At 74.6% G+C, this 15,542-nt stretch carries 13 protein-coding genes and 1 pseudogene; 8 read left to right on the top strand and 6 right to left on the bottom strand.

Annotation, left to right across the window (positions count from 1 at the left end; all coding sequences use genetic code 11):
- A pseudogene (locus KIK08_RS20715) lies at positions 1-382 on the top strand (hypothetical protein); the annotation flags it as partial.
- 148 nt (positions 383-530) lie between these two features.
- Here KIK08_RS20715 and KIK08_RS20710 read toward each other — a convergent pair.
- Positions 531-1,238 (bottom strand): sulfite exporter TauE/SafE family protein, encoded by a 708-nt coding sequence (locus tag KIK08_RS20710; protein ID WP_214404863.1) that lies wholly within the window; start codon positions 1,236-1,238, stop codon positions 531-533.
- Positions 1,239-1,587: 349 nt separating this feature from the next.
- Positions 1,588-2,190, bottom strand: coding sequence for a TetR/AcrR family transcriptional regulator (locus KIK08_RS20705; protein ID WP_214404862.1), 603 nt, complete (start codon positions 2,188-2,190; stop codon positions 1,588-1,590).
- A gap of 70 nt (positions 2,191-2,260) precedes the next feature.
- Between KIK08_RS20705 and KIK08_RS20700 the strand changes: the two genes are divergently transcribed.
- Together KIK08_RS20700 and KIK08_RS20695 are read left to right on the top strand one after the other, a co-directional pair.
- Positions 2,261-3,097: a class I SAM-dependent methyltransferase gene (locus KIK08_RS20700; protein ID WP_214404861.1), complete on the top strand. Its 837-nt coding sequence runs from the start codon at positions 2,261-2,263 to the stop codon at positions 3,095-3,097.
- Positions 3,098-3,146: 49 nt separating this feature from the next.
- A complete protein-coding gene (locus KIK08_RS20695) occupies positions 3,147-3,539 on the top strand; it encodes a DUF2237 family protein (protein ID WP_214404860.1) in 393 nt (130 codons plus the stop codon).
- 16 nt (positions 3,540-3,555) lie between these two features.
- On the opposite strand, the gene KIK08_RS41805 is transcribed toward KIK08_RS20695, so the two are convergent.
- The 4 genes from KIK08_RS41805 to KIK08_RS20675 all read right to left on the bottom strand — a co-directional run bounded on the left by KIK08_RS41805 (position 3,556) and on the right by KIK08_RS20675 (position 9,793).
- Positions 3,556-4,521, bottom strand: coding sequence for an EamA family transporter (locus KIK08_RS41805; RefSeq protein ID WP_214404859.1), 966 nt, complete (start codon positions 4,519-4,521; stop codon positions 3,556-3,558).
- A gap of 30 nt (positions 4,522-4,551) precedes the next feature.
- On the bottom strand, positions 4,552-5,157 hold the full coding sequence (locus KIK08_RS20685; protein ID WP_214404858.1) for a TetR/AcrR family transcriptional regulator: 606 nt from the start codon (positions 5,155-5,157) through the stop codon (positions 4,552-4,554).
- A 134-nt stretch (positions 5,158-5,291) separates the two neighbouring features.
- Positions 5,292-8,144: an aconitate hydratase gene (locus KIK08_RS20680; RefSeq protein WP_214404857.1), complete on the bottom strand. Its 2,853-nt coding sequence runs from the start codon at positions 8,142-8,144 to the stop codon at positions 5,292-5,294.
- A 227-nt stretch (positions 8,145-8,371) separates the two neighbouring features.
- Positions 8,372-9,793, bottom strand: a complete 1,422-nt coding sequence (locus KIK08_RS20675; protein ID WP_214404856.1) for a hypothetical protein — start codon at positions 9,791-9,793, stop codon at positions 8,372-8,374.
- A 319-nt stretch (positions 9,794-10,112) separates the two neighbouring features.
- Between KIK08_RS20675 and KIK08_RS20670 the strand changes: the two genes are divergently transcribed.
- The 5 genes from KIK08_RS20670 to KIK08_RS20650 all read left to right on the top strand — a co-directional run bounded on the left by KIK08_RS20670 (position 10,113) and on the right by KIK08_RS20650 (position 15,518).
- The gene (locus KIK08_RS20670; RefSeq protein ID WP_214404855.1) at positions 10,113-11,399 is read left to right on the top strand and encodes an NlpC/P60 family protein; all 1,287 of its coding nucleotides are present in this window, start codon (positions 10,113-10,115) and stop codon (positions 11,397-11,399) included.
- Between the two features lie 209 nt (positions 11,400-11,608).
- The gene (locus tag KIK08_RS20665) at positions 11,609-12,670 is read left to right on the top strand and encodes an AAA family ATPase (RefSeq protein ID WP_214404854.1); all 1,062 of its coding nucleotides are present in this window, start codon (positions 11,609-11,611) and stop codon (positions 12,668-12,670) included.
- Positions 12,667-13,641, top strand: coding sequence for a DUF58 domain-containing protein (locus KIK08_RS20660; protein ID WP_214404853.1), 975 nt, complete (start codon positions 12,667-12,669; stop codon positions 13,639-13,641). The genes KIK08_RS20665 and KIK08_RS20660 overlap by 4 nt, the downstream gene beginning before the upstream one ends.
- Before the next feature lie 2 nt (positions 13,642-13,643).
- The gene (locus KIK08_RS20655; protein ID WP_214404852.1) at positions 13,644-14,630 is read left to right on the top strand and encodes a VWA domain-containing protein; all 987 of its coding nucleotides are present in this window, start codon (positions 13,644-13,646) and stop codon (positions 14,628-14,630) included.
- A 21-nt stretch (positions 14,631-14,651) separates the two neighbouring features.
- The gene (locus KIK08_RS20650; RefSeq protein WP_214404851.1) at positions 14,652-15,518 is read left to right on the top strand and encodes an alpha/beta fold hydrolase; all 867 of its coding nucleotides are present in this window, start codon (positions 14,652-14,654) and stop codon (positions 15,516-15,518) included.
- The last annotated feature ends 24 nt before the right edge of the window (positions 15,519-15,542 follow it).

Genomic DNA, 15,542 nt, shown 5'->3' with positions numbered 1-15,542 from the left:
CTACCGGCGGGCGGGGCAGCCGGCGTCGCTGCTGGTGGCCGCGCACGGCTCGGCGGTGGGCGGCTGCTCGGCGGCCCCCGGCGAGGTCACGCCGCTGCGGTCGTGGGGGCCGGGCGCCGTCGACGACGCGGCCGGGGCGCGCCCGTTCGCCTGGCTGCCCCCGCTGCCGGACGTGCCCCCGGACCTGGTCGCCGGCCCGGTGCGACCGGAGGTGGTCCGGATGGAGGTCGGGTCCGGCGACGGGCGCTGGTCGGTCGCGGTGGCGGGCGGGACGTTCGTCGGGCAGGCCCCACCCGGTGCCCCGACCGACCCCCGGGCGCTGACCGTCCGCGCCTACGCCGCCGACGACACCCTGCTCTACGAGGGCCCGGCCGCGGACTAGCGGTGGCCACGCACGTTCACCGGTCGCTCGCGGCCCGGCGCGGCGGGGTCGACGCCGTCTTCGCAGAGTCGCCGTGGTCCTCGCAGGTGCTGTGGACTCTGCGCCGACCACACCGCCCCTGCGAAGACACCGGGTACCGGGTTCTTGCTCAGGCGAGGGCGGCCTGCGCCAGCAGCACCACGGCCCCGGCGGCCGACACCCCGATGACGGCCGGGCGGACCCAGCCGCGGTCGACCAGCCGACGCGCCGGACCGGAGGCCAGGAAGCCGGCGGCCATGGCCGGCAGCAGGGCGGCCCCGGCGAGCAGGTGGTCGGTGTCGATCTGGCCGCCGACGAGCAGTCCGGTGATCGACACCGCGGAGCCCGCGGTGAAGTACGCCGCCATCGTCGTGCGCACGCGCGGGCCGTCGCGGTCCTGGTAGAGCAGCGCCACCGGCGGCCCGCCGATGGCGGCCGCGGTGCCGCCCGCCCCCGACACGACCCCGGCGACCAGCAGCGCGGGCACCGTCGGGCGCGGGCGCCAGGTGACCACCGACAGCGCGGCGCAGACCAGCACGACTCCGGCGACGACGGCCAGGAAGGCCCGCGTCGGCAGCAGCGCCACCGCGAGCACCCCCAGTGCCGTGCCCGGCAGCCGGCCGAGCAGCGCCCACCCGACGCCGCGCCAGTCGGCCCCGCGGGGCTCGCGCAGCAGGGCGAGCACCGCGTGCGCGGTCGTCACCAGCAGCAGCGGCACCGGCACCAGTGCCGGGTCGATGATCGCCAGCAGGGGAGTGGCCACCAGCGCCATCCCGAACCCGACCGCACCCTGCACGAGCGCCCCGACCGCGACGACGAGACCGGCCAGCAGCACCACCCGATCAACGTCGCACGCCGCGACCGGTACCGCGAGCGATATGCCCCGCCCGACAACGAATCATTGACGCCGTCCTCCGGTCAGCCTTCCGACGACTCGCGCGGTCGGGGGAGAGGAGTGGCAACCTCGGCCTTGATCCGACCGGCGATCTGATGACGACGACCGGGCCGGCGGCGCCGGCCGCTGGATCACGTCAACGGGGACCCCTGCGGCGCGCTGCCGGGCAAGCAGTCGTCGCGACGGGCGGCACCGCGGTGCTCCCCTCTGACAACGATTCATTGACACCTTCCTGGGGTCAGCGAAACGACGACCTCCGGTCGCCGCCCCGCACGGCCGCGGGGGAGGGACGTCAGAGCAGCCGGCGTTGCACGACGTCGGCGACGACGGCGCTCACCACGAGGTCGACGGCGCCGGCCGACGGCGGGGTGGGCCGGCGTCCGGCGTGCAGCAGGTGCACGCCGCCGACGAGCGCGAGCGCCAGCGCGTCGACGTCGGCGTCGGCGGCGATGCGGCCCATCTCGCGCTCGTCGCCCAGGTAGCCGGCGACGGCCGCGGTGGCCTCGGTCAGGATCGGGACGCCGGGGGCGTGCGCGGTGTCGCGCAGGCGCGCCCGCAGTTCGTCGCGGAAGACGACGAGTCCGACGACCGCCACGGCGACCGGGTCGAACACCTCCACCAGGGCGCGGGTGAGGTTGGCGGCGACGGTCGCGGTGCCGGCGGTGGCGCGCAGGGCGGCGGTGTGGCCGGCGACGCGGGCGATGCGGTCGCGGACGAGTTCGGCGAGGAAGTCGTCGAAGTCGGCGAAGTGCCGGTGCAGGACGCCCTTGGCCACGTCGGCCTCGGTGGTGACCGCGCGGCTGGTCAGCCCGCTGGGCCCGGCGCGGAGCAGAACGCGCTCGGCCGCGTCGAGCAGCTGCTGGCGCGCGTCGCGGATGTGCACCCCGGTGGGCATGCGGACGGCTCTCCTCCCGTGCGCGAGGTACCCGGTGGCAGAGTGGGCGAATGCCCACTAAGGTGGGCGCATGCCCACTCCGGTCGGGGACCAGGCTCTCCCCCCATCGTCCCAGCCCCACCAGCACCGCCAGGTCGCGGAGTCCTTCGGGGTCGACCCGCGGCGCTACGACCGCGCCCGGCCGTCCTACCCACCGGCGCTGGTGGAGCGCATCCTCAGCACGGTTCCGGGGCCGGACGTCCTCGACGTCGGCTGCGGCACCGGGATCGAGGCCCGGCAGTTCCGGGCGGCCGGCGCCACGGTGCTCGGTGTCGACCCCGACGAGCGGATGGCCGCGTACGCCCGGAGCACCGGCGTCGACGTCGAGGTGGCGACCTTCGAGGACTGGGACCCGTCCGGTCGGGAGTTCGACGCGGTCGTCGCCGGCCAGTCCTGGCACTGGGTGGACCCGGTGGTCGGCGCGGCCAAGGCGGCGCGGGTGCTGCGCCCGGGCGGGCGGCTGGCGGTCTTCGCGCACGTCTTCGCGGCCCCGCCCGCGGTGTCCGGGGCGTTCGCGGAGGCGTTCGCCCGGGTCGCGCCCGACTCGCCGTTCGCGGCGGCCGCGGCGAGCAGCGCCGGGCGCAGCGCGCTGGAGACCTACCGGGCGGGCTTCGTCACCTTCGCGGACGGCATGCGGCGGGCCGGGGGCTTCGCGGAGCCCGAGCAGTGGAGCTTCGAGTGGGAGCAGTCCTACACCCGCGACCAGTGGCTCGACCACCTGCCCACCACCGGCGCGCTCACCCGGCTGCCCGCCGATGCGCTCGCGCGGGTGCTCGACGCCGTCGGGACGGCCGTCGACGGCATCGGCGGCGGTTTCACGCTGCCGTACACGACGCTGGCCGCGACCGCCGTCCGCCGCGCCGGCTGACCGGCCCGTCGGCGCGCCGTCGGGCCGCGACCCGTGGCAGGCTGGGCCCATGGCGGAGGAGCTGAACGTGGTCGGCGGCCCGCTGGAACCGTGCGGCACCGACCCGCTCACCGGCTTCTACCGCGACGGGTGCTGCAGCACCGGTCCGGAGGACGTCGGCAGCCACACCGTGTGCGCCGTCGTGACCAGCGAGTTCCTCCAGCACCAGCGCAGCGTCGGCAACGACCTGACGACCCCGCGGGCGGAGTACGGCTTCCCGGGGCTGCGCCCGGGCGACCGGTGGTGCGTGGTGGCCGTGCGCTGGCTGCAGGCCGCCCGCGCGGGCGTGGCGGCGCCGGTGGTGCTCGCCTCGACCCACCAGCGGGCCGCCGACGTCGTCCCGCTGGAGCTGCTGCGGGCGCACGCCGTCGACGTGCCGGCCGACCCGGGGTCGCTGACCTGACGCCGCGAGCCCGGGATCACCCGAGCGCCACCAGCACGACACCGGCCAGCACCGCGGCGATGCCGCCCGCCTGCACCGCGCGCAGCCGCTCGCCGAGCACCGCCACGGCGACCAGCACGGACACGACGGGGTCGAGCGAGGCCAGCGGCCCGACGACGGCCAGCGGCCCGGCACCGACCGCGGCCACCACCGCCAGGTCGCCGACGACGTCGGTGAGCCCGACCGCCGCGGCGCTCGCCAGCAGACCCGGGCGGGGCACCAGGCAGTCGCGGGTGTGCCCGGCCGCCACCAGCGCGGTCACCGCGAGCGCGCCGACCTGCACCGCGATCGTGACGGCCACCGATGCTCCCAGGCCCTCGCCGGCGGCGGTGGTGGCCAGGTCGAGGACGACGAAGAAGGCGCCGAAGCCGACCGCGGCGAGCGCCGCGAGGACGACCGACGACCGCGTCGAGCGCACGTCGTCGCCGGGGGTGCACCCGTCGTGGGCGGGGACGGGGCGGGCCGCGGTCGGGCCGGAGCGCAACAGCCTCGGGTGCGGCGAATCGGGCGTGCCGCTGGTGTCCGGGCCGTCGCCCCCTCCGGTGGCCGCGACCACGAGCACCCCGGCGGCGATGGCAACCACTCCCACGGCGACCGGCCACGCCAGCGGTTCGCCGCCCAGCAGCCCGGCCGCCACCGGGATGGCGACCCCGGACCCGGCCACCGGGGCGACGATCGCGGTCCGGCCGCGCTGCAGGGCGGTGTAGAACAGCAGCAGGGCGACCGAGGCCAGCGCGCCGGCGGCGAGGCCCCACCAGGTCGCCGGCCAGGTCGGTGCGGGGTGCACGACCAGTGCCACGAGCCCGAGCAGGACGAGCCCGGTCACCTGCGACCACAGCGCCACCGCCGCCGTCGAGTGGCGCTGCACCGCCGAGCCGCTCAGCACGTCGCTGAGCCCGTACGCCGTGCTGGCGGCGATCGCCAGCACCACTCCGAGAACCACGTCGCCCTCCTGGGTCGGGGTCGTGCCGGGTCAGCGGGGCCGATCGGCCAGCACCGTGGCCTGGAAGGTCGCGAGCGCGAGCCGCAGCGCCCCGAGGTCGCCGGTGGCCCCGGCCAGCAGCACCCCGCCCTGGTAGGCGGCCAGCAGGCCGCCGGCCGCCGTGTCCGGGTCGACGCCGGCGGCGAGCTCGCCGCGCTCGTGCACGCGGCGCAGGCCGTCGGCGATCGCGGCGCGCCAGCGCTCGAAGCCGTCGGCGAGGGCGGCGCGCGCGGTGGCGTCGTCCTCGCCGAGTTCGTGCACCAGCGAGCCGATCGGGCAGCGCGCCGGGGCGTCGGCGTCGTACCAGCGCTCGGCTGCGGCGCACCACGCCCGGACGTCCGCGGCGGAGTCCATCGCCTCCAGCAGGGGTCGCTGCCCGTCGAGCACCCGCCGCACCTGCACGGCGACGACCGCGGCGACCAGGTCGGACTTGCCGGCGAAGTAGAGGTAGAGCTGGCCGCGCCCGGTGCCCGAGCGGGCGCCGACCTGGTCGAGCGTGGTGGCGCGGATGCCCTGCTGGGCGAACAGGTCGCAGGCGGCGTCCAGCACGCGCTCCACGGTCGCACGGCCCTTCGCGGTGCGGGGCTCGGTACGCATGCGCCCTCCGGTTTGTATCGCGCGGTACAGGTTCGTTTGTACCCTACAGTACAATTTGCTGGCGCGCTCGGCCCGGGAACGCGAAACGGGCGGGCACCCGGATCGGGTGCCCGCCCGTCGGCGGAGTGGCGGGATCAGCCGCGCAGCATGCCGCGCAGCACGTACTGCATGATGCCGCCGTTGCGGTAGTACTCGGCCTCACCAGGGGTGTCGATGCGGACAGTCGCGTCGAACTCGACCTTCTCGCCGCCGTCCTTGGTCGCGGTCACGTGGACGGTGCGCGGGGTGGAACCCTCGTCGAGGGCGGTGACCCCGGAGATGTCGAAGGTCTCCGTGCCGTCCAGGCCCAGCGACGCGGCCGACTCGCCCTGCGGGAACTGCAGGGGCAGCACACCCATCCCGATCAGGTTGGAGCGGTGGATCCGCTCGAAGGACTCCACGATCACGGCCTTCACCCCGAGCAGCGCGGTGCCCTTGGCCGCCCAGTCGCGCGAGGACCCCGAGCCGTACTCCTTGCCGCCCAGCACCACCAGCGGGGTGCCCTGGGCGGCGTAGTTCTGCGCGGCGTCGTAGATGAACGCCTGCGGGGCCCCGTCCTGGGTGAAGTCGCGCGTGTAGCCGCCGGACACGCCGTCGAGCAACTGGTTGCGCAGCCGGATGTTGGCGAACGTGCCGCGGATCATCACCTCGTGGTTGCCGCGCCGCGACCCGTAGGAGTTGAAGTCCTTCCGGTCCACCCCGTGCTCGATCAGGTACTGCCCGGCCGGGGTGTCGGCCTTGATCGAACCGGCCGGCGAGATGTGGTCGGTGGTGACCGAGTCGCCCAGCAGGGCCAGGACCTTGGCCCCGGCGATGTCCTCCACCGGCGCGGGCTCGGTGGCCATGCCCTCGAAGTACGGGGGCTTGCGGACGTAGGTGGACTCCGGGTCCCACTCGAAGGTGCCGCCCTCCGGGGTGGGCAGCGACTTCCAGCGCTCGTCGCCGGCGAAGACGTCGGCGTAGTCCTTGGTGAACATCTCCTGGGTGATCGTGGAGTCGATCGTGGCCTGGACGTCGGCCGCGGAGGGCCACAGGTCGCGCAGGAAGACGTCGGTGCCGTCGGTGTCCTGGCCCAGCGGCTGGGTCTCGAAGTCGAAGTCCATCGTGCCGGCCAGCGCGTAGGCGATCACCAGCGGCGGCGAGGCCAGGTAGTTCATCTTGATGTCGGGGTTGATGCGGCCCTCGAAGTTGCGGTTGCCCGACAGCACCGACACGACCGCCAGGTCGGCCTCGTTCACCGCGGCCGAGATCTCCTCGGGCAGCGGGCCGGAGTTGCCGATGCAGGTGGTGCAGCCGTAGCCGACCAGGTGGTAGCCCAGCTTCTCCAGGTAGGGCCAGAGCCCGGCCTTCTCGTAGTAGTCGGTGACGACCTGCGAGCCCGGCGCCATGGAGGTCTTGACCCACGGCTTGACGGCCAGGCCCTTGTCCACGGCGTTCTTCGCCAGCAGTGCGGCGCCGAGCATGACCGACGGGTTCGACGTGTTGGTGCACGAGGTGATCGAGGCGATCACCACGGCGCCGTGGTCGAGGTCGAAGCTGGTGCCGTTGGCCATGGTCACCGGCGTCGGCTTGCTGACCCGCCCGTGCGCGCCGGCCGCGGCCGAGACGGCCACCCGCGGCTTGCCGCCGTCGCCGTTGCCGTGCGCGGAGGGGCTGGCGGGGTCGCTGGCCGGGAAGCTCTCCTCGCCGGCCTCGTCGACCGACGAGCCGGAGGAGGCGGCGTCGTCCGGGTCGGTGGCGTCGGGGGTGCCGGCGTACTCGCCGATCACCGACCGGAACGCCTCCTTGGACTCGGTCAGCGAGATGCGGTCCTGCGGGCGCTTGGGCCCGGCGATGGAGGGCACGACGGTCGACAGGTCGAGTTCGACGGTCTCGGAGTAGACGGCCTCGCGCGACGGGTCGTGCCAGAGGCCCTGCTCCTTGGCGTAGGCCTCGACCAGCGCGATCTGCTCCTTGGAACGGCCGGTGAGGGTCAGGTAGCGCACCGTCTCCTCGTCGATCGGGAAGATCGCCGCGGTGGAGCCGAACTCCGGGCTCATGTTGCCGATGGTGGCCCGGTTGGCCAGCGGCACCGCGCTCACGCCCTCGCCGTAGAACTCGACGAACTTCCCGACCACGCCCCGGCGGCGCAGGATCTCGGTGATGGTCAGCACGACGTCGGTGGCGGTGGCCCCGGCGGGGATCTCCCCGGTCAGCTTGAAGCCGACGACCTTGGGGATGAGCATCGACACCGGCTGGCCGAGCATGGCCGCCTCGGCCTCGATGCCGCCCACGCCCCAGCCCAGCACGCCCAGGCCGTTGACCATCGTGGTGTGCGAGTCGGTGCCGACGAGGGTGTCGGGGTAGGCCTGCCCGTTGCGGGTCATCACGACGCGGGCCAGGTGCTCGATGTTGACCTGGTGCACGATGCCGGTGCCCGGGGGGACGACCTTGAACTCGTCGAAGGCGCCCTGGCCCCAGCGCAGGAACTGGTAGCGCTCCTTGTTGCGGCTGTACTCGAACTCGACGTTGCGCTCGAAGGCGTCCGGGGTGCCGAACACGTCGGTGATCACCGAGTGGTCGATGACCAGCTCGGCCGGGGCCAGCGGGTTGACCTTCGACGGGTCGCCGCCGAGCTCGGTGACGGCCTCGCGCATGGTGGCCAGGTCGACGACGCAGGGCACGCCGGTGAAGTCCTGCATGATCACCCGGGCGGGGGTGAACTGGATCTCGGTGTCGGGCTCGGCCGCCGGGTCCCAGCCGGCCAGGGCGCGGACGTGGTCGGCGGTGACGTTGGCGCCGTCCTCGGTGCGCAGGAGGTTCTCCAGCAGCACCTTCAGGCTGAAGGGCAGCCGTTCGGCGCCGTCGACGGCGGAGATCCGGTAGATCTCGTGCTCGGCACCACCGGCCTGCAGCGTGCCCTTGGCGCCGAAGCTGTCCGGGTTGGTGACTGGGCTGTTCGTGGCCACTGTCGAGTCCTCCTGCGGTGGTGGGCGCCGGGTGGGTCCGGAGTCTGGCGCACCCCGTCCCGGGCGCACCGACGACCCCGCTCTCCCCAAACAGTACGCTTGTCCTGTTATCCCGTCGAACCGGGGTGCACGCACGAGGACCCCGTCCCACCTGGGACGGGGTCCTCGTTGATCGATTGGGTTGATCGAGCGGGTCGGGCGTGCCGCGTCCGGTCAGCGCGCTCGGGTCAGTTGGCCGACTCCAGCAGCGCGGTGATGTCCTGCGGCTCCAGCACGCCCAGGGCGCTGCCGAACAGGCTGATCGTGGTCTGGCCGGGGGAGAAGTAGTGCTTCCCGTCGACCTCGTTGGTCACGATCTGCACGTCGAAGATCGCCTGGACCACCCGGGGCGCCAGCCGCTCCAGCGTCGGGTCGCCCGCGTCGCCGAGCGAGTCGAGGATGTCGGCGGAGCAGACCCGCTGCGGGGCGCCGCCGTCCTCGGTGGCCACGATGCAGTCGCCGTCGCGCTCGATGGTGCCCCGCGACCCGTCGGCCTCGATCACGGCGCGCTTGAGCTGCAGCGCGGTGTGCCCGCGCACGGTGGTCTCGGTGGTCTCCAGCTCCAGCAGCTTGGCCCCGCTGGGGCTGCCCGTCCCGGCGTTGTCGATGATCACCTCGCCGGTGTCGTGCAGGACCTGCAGCTCGGCCGGGTCCATCAGCTCGATGATCCGGCGCATGTCCTGGTCGAGGATCGCCTGCACGGTGTCCTGGACCGCGGCCTGCGCGGTGTCGGCGCCCACCGCCGGCACCGACTGGGCGGGCCACTGCTCGCCCTCGGCCCGCAGCCCGTAGTCGGCGGCGGTGTAGAAGAGGCTGACGTACCACTCGCTGCCGACCTTGACGCTGGCCATGCGCAGCGGCTCACCGTTCTGCTCGACGAGGTCCTTGATGTCGACGGTGGTGGGCGCGTTGGTCGTGGGGACCATGCCGTCCGGGAAGGCCTTCTGCGCGAACTCGTCGGTGAACGGGAGGTCGCCGAAGCCCTGCTGGGAGATGATCTGCCCGCCGGTGACCTTGTTGATGACCAGGTCGTCGCGGACCTGCTCGGCCGCGGCCTCGTCGATCTGCAGGTCCTTGAACTCGATCGAGCCCAGGCCCAGCTCGGCGTTGGGCTTGAGGACGTTCAGCCGGACGAGCTCGTCGACCAGGACGTCGCCCGCGTCGGCGGCCAGCTGGGCCTCGGCGGGGTGCAGCCGGCTGGCCGCGTCGATGAGGTTCTGCGAGTTCAGATCCTGGGTGAACGCCTGCAGCGCGGCGGCGGGGGTGTCGGAGCCACCGCGCCCGCTGAGCCAGGTCACGACGCCGAACGCACCGCCGGCCAGCGCCAGCACGGCCACGATCGCGATGATGATCGGCCCGCGCCGGCGCGGCGGGGCGCTGTAGCCGGGGGGCGGCTGGGCACCGCCCCAGCCGGGTTGCGGCCCGCCGGGCGGGGGACCACCGGGCAGGGTCGCGGTGGGCTGCTGACCCGCCCAACCCTGCTGCTGGCCCGGGTAGGGCTGGCCCTGCGGCGGCGGACCCCAGCCCGGCTGCTGCTGGGGGTAGCCCGGCTGCTGGCCCTGGCCGTACCAGCCGCCACCGGCGCCGCCGCCCTGATAGGGCGGGGGCACCTGCTGACCGTGTCCCGGACCCCCCTGTCCGGGCCACCCGTCCGGCGGTCCGCCTCGCCCGTTGTCACTCACCGCTGCACTCCTTGATGTCGTGGCCCCCCGTTCGGGGTCGCAGTGATGGTGTCGGTTCGGGGAAGCGGAATGCACCGTGTAACTACGGAATCGTCGCCAGATCGCCATCTCAACTCACCCGATCAGCCGACATTGTGCGTCCGTTCTGGTGTGCCTGACGGGACACGCCGCGGACGAATGGCAGCATCCGCCGCGCCCGTGACGACGAGTGACGCGGACCGAACGGTGCGCGGAGGGGGAGGGGTCGATGCGGCGTGCGGCTGTCGCGCTCGTGGTTCTGATCGCGCTGCTCAGCGGCACGGGGACCGCCGTGGCGCAGCCGGCCCCGCCACCCAATCCCGGCGACGACGAGCTGGAGCGCAGTCAGCAGGAGGTGACCCAGCGTGCCGGCGAGGTGGGTCGGCTGACCTCCGAGCTGGCCGACCTGGACGCCCGCACCGACGACCTGGCCGCCGAGCTGGCGCTGAGCCGGGAGAGCGCGGAGGCCGCGCTCGTCGCGCTCAACATCGCGCAGGAGGCCGCGGCCGAGGCGAACCGGCGGGCGGACGCGGCGCGGATCGAGACCGAGGCCGCCTCGGCGGCGATCGAGTCCGCCCGCGACCGGCTCGACGAGTTCGTCGTGGCGACCTACCAGCAGGGCCTGGACAACGGCCCGCTCGGGCTGCTCACCGCGGCCAGCGGCCCGGAGGACCTGGTCGCGCGGGCGGAGTTCAACGACGCGATCGCCCGCTCGCAGCTCGCCGCCCAGGAGGGGCTGGAGCGCGCCCGGGTCGACAAGGCCAACGCCGACGCCGGCGCCCGGGCGGCCCTGCAGGACGCCCGCGACCGCGCGGCCGAGGCGGAGCGGGCCAAGGCCGAGGCCGACTCGGCGTTCGGGGCCGCGGACCAGGCCGCCCGCGAGCACGCCGCCCGGCTGGCCGAGCTGAACGCCCAGCGGGTCGAACTGCAGCGCAGGCTGGAGGCCGCCGAGGCAGGCGACGCCGGGCTGCGCGCCCAGCGCGCCCGCTACAACGACTGGCTGGCCCGCGTGGCCGCGGAGCAGGCCGCGGCCGACCGGGCCGCCCGCGAGGAGGCCAGCAGCCGGGTCGTCGCGGTCGGCGACGGGCCGCCCGCCCGCGGCAGCGCCGCCGTGCGCCGGGTCATCGACCGGGCGATGTCGCAGCTGGGCGTGCAGTACGTCTGGGGCGGCGGCAACGGCCGCGGCCCCAGCACCGGGATCCCGGACCGCTTCGGCTCCCCGCTGGACCGCGTGGGCTTCGACTGCTCGGGGTTGATGCTCTACGCGTTCAGCGGCGCGGGGGTGCGGCTGCCGCGGGTGAGCCGCAACCAGTACAACGCCGGGCGCAAGGTCCCGATCGCCGACCTCCGCCCCGGCGACATGGTCTTCTACCGCAACGGCGGCGCCCCGATCCACCACGTCGCCATGTACATCGGCGGCGGCAGGATGATCGAGGCGCCGTACACGGGGGCGTCGGTGCGGGTGACGAAGCTGCGCACCCGCGGCCTGCTCCCGCTGGCCACCCGCGTCCTCTGACCCGTCCTCCCGGCCGGACCCGGCCCGTCGAGAACGAAGCTGTCGCGATCGTGGACCGGTCCACCGCGCAGCAAGTTCGTTCTCGACGGGGTCCCCACTGTGTCAACGATAGATTGACGCCTTCGTTCGGTCAGCGAAACGCTGACCGAACCACCGCCCGGACGGGAGGGCTCACCGGCGCCTCACGGGCGGCGCGGTGGGATGGGCCGGTGAGCGCGCAGGAGTCCGGGCCGAACCCGCAGCACAGCCCCGCGCACGACGGGGAGCGCCTGGAGCGCGTCGTCTTCGAGATCAAGCGGGTGATCGTCGGGCAGGACCGGCTGGTCGAGCGGATGCTGGTGGGCCTGCTGGCCCGGGGGCACCTGCTGCTGGAGGGCGTGCCCGGCGTGGCCAAGACGCTGGCCGTCGAGACGGTGGCCACGGTCGTCGGCGGCAGCTTCGCGCGCCTGCAGTTCACCCCGGACCTGGTCCCGGCCGACATCCTGGGCACCCGGATCTACCGGCAGGGCCGCGAGGAGTTCGACGTCGAGCTGGGCCCGATCGTGGCGAACTTCGTGCTCGCCGACGAGATCAACCGGGCGCCGGCGAAGGTGCAGTCGGCGATGCTGGAGGTGATGGCCGAGCGGCACCTGTCGATCGGCGGGCGCAGCTACCCGATGCCCGACCCGTTCCTGGTGCTGGCCACCCAGAACCCGATCGAGAACGAGGGCGTCTACCCGCTGCCCGAGGCCCAGCGCGACCGCTTCCTGTTCAAGATCGTGGTCGAGTACCCGGGGCTGGAGGAGGAGCGCGAGATCGTCTACCGGATGGGGGCCGAGCCGCCGGTCGCCCAGCAGGTGATCGATCCCGAGGAGCTGCGCAGGCTGCAGAAGTCGGCGTCCGGGGTGTTCGTGCACCACGCGCTGGTCGACTACGTCGTGCGGCTGGTGGTGGCCACGCGCACGCCGGCCGAGCACGGCCTGTCCGACATCGCGGGCTGGGTGTCCTACGGCGCCTCGCCGCGCGCGACGCTCGGGATCGTCGCGTCGTCGCGGGCGCTGGCGCTGGTGCGCGGGCGCGACTACGTGCTGCCCCAGGACATCCTCGACGTCGCCCCGGACGTGCTGCGCCACCGGCTGGTGCTGTCCTACGACGCGGTGGCCGACCAGGTGCCGATGGACCACATCATCTCGCGGGTGCTGGCCACGGTGCCGCTGCCGCAGGTGACCGCGCGCCCGACGGGGCCGGCCGGGCCCGGGTCGGCGAGCCCCTCGCAGTACTCGTCGGCGTGAGCGCGGCACCGGCCCCGGACGCCCGGTCCGCGCCGGTCGCGGTCGGGCGCCGGCGCGGTGGCGCCCCGCCGTCGCTGCGCGGGGCGGAGATCGAGACCGCGCTGCGGACCCTGGAGCTGACGGTGCGGGGGCGGCTGGACGGTCTGCTGCAGGGCAACCACCTGGGGCTGGTGCCCGGGCCGGGCAGCGAGCCGGGGGAGGCGCGGGCGTACCAGCCCGGCGACGACGTGCGGCGGATGGACTGGGCGGTCACGGCGCGCACCACCGAGGCGCACGTGCGGGAGACGGTGGCCGATCGCGAGCTGGAGACGTGGGTGGTGCTCGACCTGTCGCCGAGCCTGGACTTCGGCACGGCCGACTGCGAGAAGCGCGACCTGGCGGTGGCCGCGTTGGCCGCGGTGGCGCACCTGACGCGCGGTGGGGGGAATCGGATCGGTGCGGTCGTGGCGACCGGTGCGCAGACGGTGCGGATCCCGGCCCGTGGTGGGCTGGCGCACGCGCGGGGGTTGTTGCGCCGGGTCGCGCAGACGCCGCCCGCGCCCACCGGCACGCGGGGTGATCTGGCGGCGGCGATCGAGAAGCTGCGCCGGCCGCCGCGGCGGCGCGGGTTGGCCGTGGTGATCTCGGACTTCCTGGGCGAGCCCGACTGGGAGCGTTCGCTGCGGGCGCTGTCGACGCGCCACGAGTTGCTGGCCGTCGAGGTGCTCGACCCGCGGGAGCTGGAGCTGCCCGAGGTGGGGACGGTGGTGCTGGCCGATCCGGAGACGGGTCGCCAGCGCGAGGTGGTGACGACGCCGCTGCTGTGCCGGGAGTTCGCGGCGGCGGCTGCGGAGCACCGGGAGCGGGTGGCGGCGACGCTGCGCCGGTGCGGGGCGGCGCAGCTGACCCTGCGCACCGACTCCGACTGGGTGGCCGACATCGTGCGGTTCGCGCTGGCCCGCAAGCGCGCCTGGTCGGGGGGAGGGCGGTAGGCATGGTGTTCGCGCAGCCGTGGTGGCTGCTGCTGCTCGGCGTGGTGGCCGCGCTCGTCGTGGCGTACGTGGTGCTGCTGCGCAGGCGGCGTCGGGACGTCGTGCGGTTCACGAACCTGGCGCTGCTGGACAAGGTGGCGCCGAGCCGGCCGGGCTGGTGGCGGCACGTGCCGGCGGCGGGGTTGATCGCGGCGCTGGCGGTGCTGACGGTGGCGCTGGCCGGGCCGATGGCCGAGGCGCGGGTGCCGCGCAACCGGGCGACGGTCGTGCTGGTGATCGACGTGTCGCTGTCGATGCAGGCCACCGACGTGGAGCCGAGCCGGTTGGCGGCGGCGCAGGCGGCGGCGAAGGCGTTCGCCGACCAGTTGACGCCCGGGATCAACCTCGGTCTGGTGTCGTTCGCCGGGACGGCGGCGGTGCTGGTGTCGCCGACGGCCGACCGCGACCCGGTCAAGCGGGCGGTCGACGGGTTGAAGCTGTCGGAGTCCACGGCCACCGGTGAGGCGGTGTTCGCGGCGTTGCAGTCGGTCGAGACGTTCTCGCAGGCCATCGCGGGTGCCGAGGAGGGGCCGCCGCCGGCGCGGATCGTGCTGATGAGCGACGGGAAGCAGACGGTGCCCGGTGGGGTGACGCCGGAGGAGGAGCCGCGGGGCTCGTTCACCGCGGCGCGGCGGGCGCACGAGATCGGGATCCCGGTCTCGACGATCTCGTTCGGCACGGAGTACGGCTCGATCGAGATCAACAAGGGCGAGCGCACGCCGGTGGCGGTGGACGACGCGTCGATGCAGCGGATCGCGGAGCTGTCGGGTGGGCAGTTCTTCACCGCGGCGACCGAGGAGGAGTTGCGCCAGGTCTACGCGGAGTTGGGTGAGCAGATCGGCTACGAGACGCGCCGGGTGGACGTGAGCAGGCCGTGGCTGGCCGGGGGCGCGATGCTGCTGGTGGTGGGGATCGGTGCGGGGCTGGCGCTGGGGCGGCGGCTGCCGTAGGGCGGGTGAGGGGAGCGGCGGGTGCTGGTCCTGAAGCACGTCGCGGTGGGTGAGGTGGCGCTGTTCATGCGCGGCAACGGCGCGCTGGAGCTGCCGACCCTGCTCGTGCTGCACGGCGGTCCGGGGTGGGACCACTCGTACCTGCTGCCGGCGCTCGACGACCTGGCCGATGTGCGCCGGGTCGTGCTGCTCGATCTGCGGGGCTGCGGGCGCAGCAGCCGCGACCTGCCGGGCGACGCCTATCAGCCGGACCATTGCGTGGCCGACGCGGCCGGTGTCGTCGCGGCGTTGGGGTTGTCGCGGGTGGACGTGCTGGGGTTCTCCTACGGTGGGCAGCTGGCGATGTTGCTCGCCGAGCGCCATCCGGACCTGGTCGACCGGCTCGTGCTGGCCTCCACGACGGCCTACCCGGACGTCGAGGACGACCTGGGGCGCATCGCGGAGTACCGGCGGCGGGAGCCGGCGGTGTCGGCCGGGGTCGCCGCGGCGCTGGCCGACCCGGCGCTCGACGACGCCGGGAAGACGCGGGCGATGGCGATGGCCGCGGCGCCGATGAACGTGTGGGACCTCGGTCTGCTCGACGACTGGCGGGCGGTGCTGGGGCGCGTCCGGTTCTCCGGCGACTGGAACGCCCCCTGGCTCGCCGGGCGGCTGCGCCCTCCCCGCCCGCGTGACCCGGAGCGGGTGCTGCGCGAGCTCGGTCGCCGGGTCCTGGTGCTGCACGGCGAGCACGACCTGGGGTTCCCGGTGGCGGTGGCGCGCCGGTTGCACGCCGCGGTGCCGGGCAGCCGGTTGGTGGTGGTGCCCGGGGCGGGGCACGCGGCGCACTTCGAGCGGCGCGCGGAGTGGGTGGGCGCGGTCCGGGGGTTCCTGACCGCCGGGGGGTGAGCGGTCCCGCGGGCCGTGCCTGTG

It is taken from the genome of Pseudonocardia lacus, from assembly GCF_018531445.1.
GTDB lineage: Bacteria > Actinomycetota > Actinomycetes > Mycobacteriales > Pseudonocardiaceae > Pseudonocardia > Pseudonocardia lacus.
The sequence above is the reverse complement of the archived record's forward strand: the minus strand, read 5'-3'. Positions and strand labels throughout refer to the sequence as shown.

What these genes read in the sequence shown, in the direction of transcription:
- KIK08_RS20655 (WP_214404852.1), top strand. Translation starts at nt 13,644, where the DNA reads ATGGTGTTCGCGCAGCCGTGGTGGCTGCTGCTGCTCGGCGTGGTGGCC.
- KIK08_RS20700 (WP_214404861.1), top strand. Translation starts at nt 2,261, where the DNA reads ATGCCCACTCCGGTCGGGGACCAGGCTCTCCCCCCATCGTCCCAGCCC.
- KIK08_RS20695 (WP_214404860.1), top strand. Translation starts at nt 3,147, where the DNA reads ATGGCGGAGGAGCTGAACGTGGTCGGCGGCCCGCTGGAACCGTGCGGC.
- KIK08_RS20670 (WP_214404855.1), top strand. Translation starts at nt 10,113, where the DNA reads ATGCGGCGTGCGGCTGTCGCGCTCGTGGTTCTGATCGCGCTGCTCAGC.
- KIK08_RS20705 (WP_214404862.1), bottom strand. Translation starts at nt 2,190, where the DNA reads ATGCCCACCGGGGTGCACATCCGCGACGCGCGCCAGCAGCTGCTCGAC.
- KIK08_RS20685 (WP_214404858.1), bottom strand. Translation starts at nt 5,157, where the DNA reads ATGCGTACCGAGCCCCGCACCGCGAAGGGCCGTGCGACCGTGGAGCGC.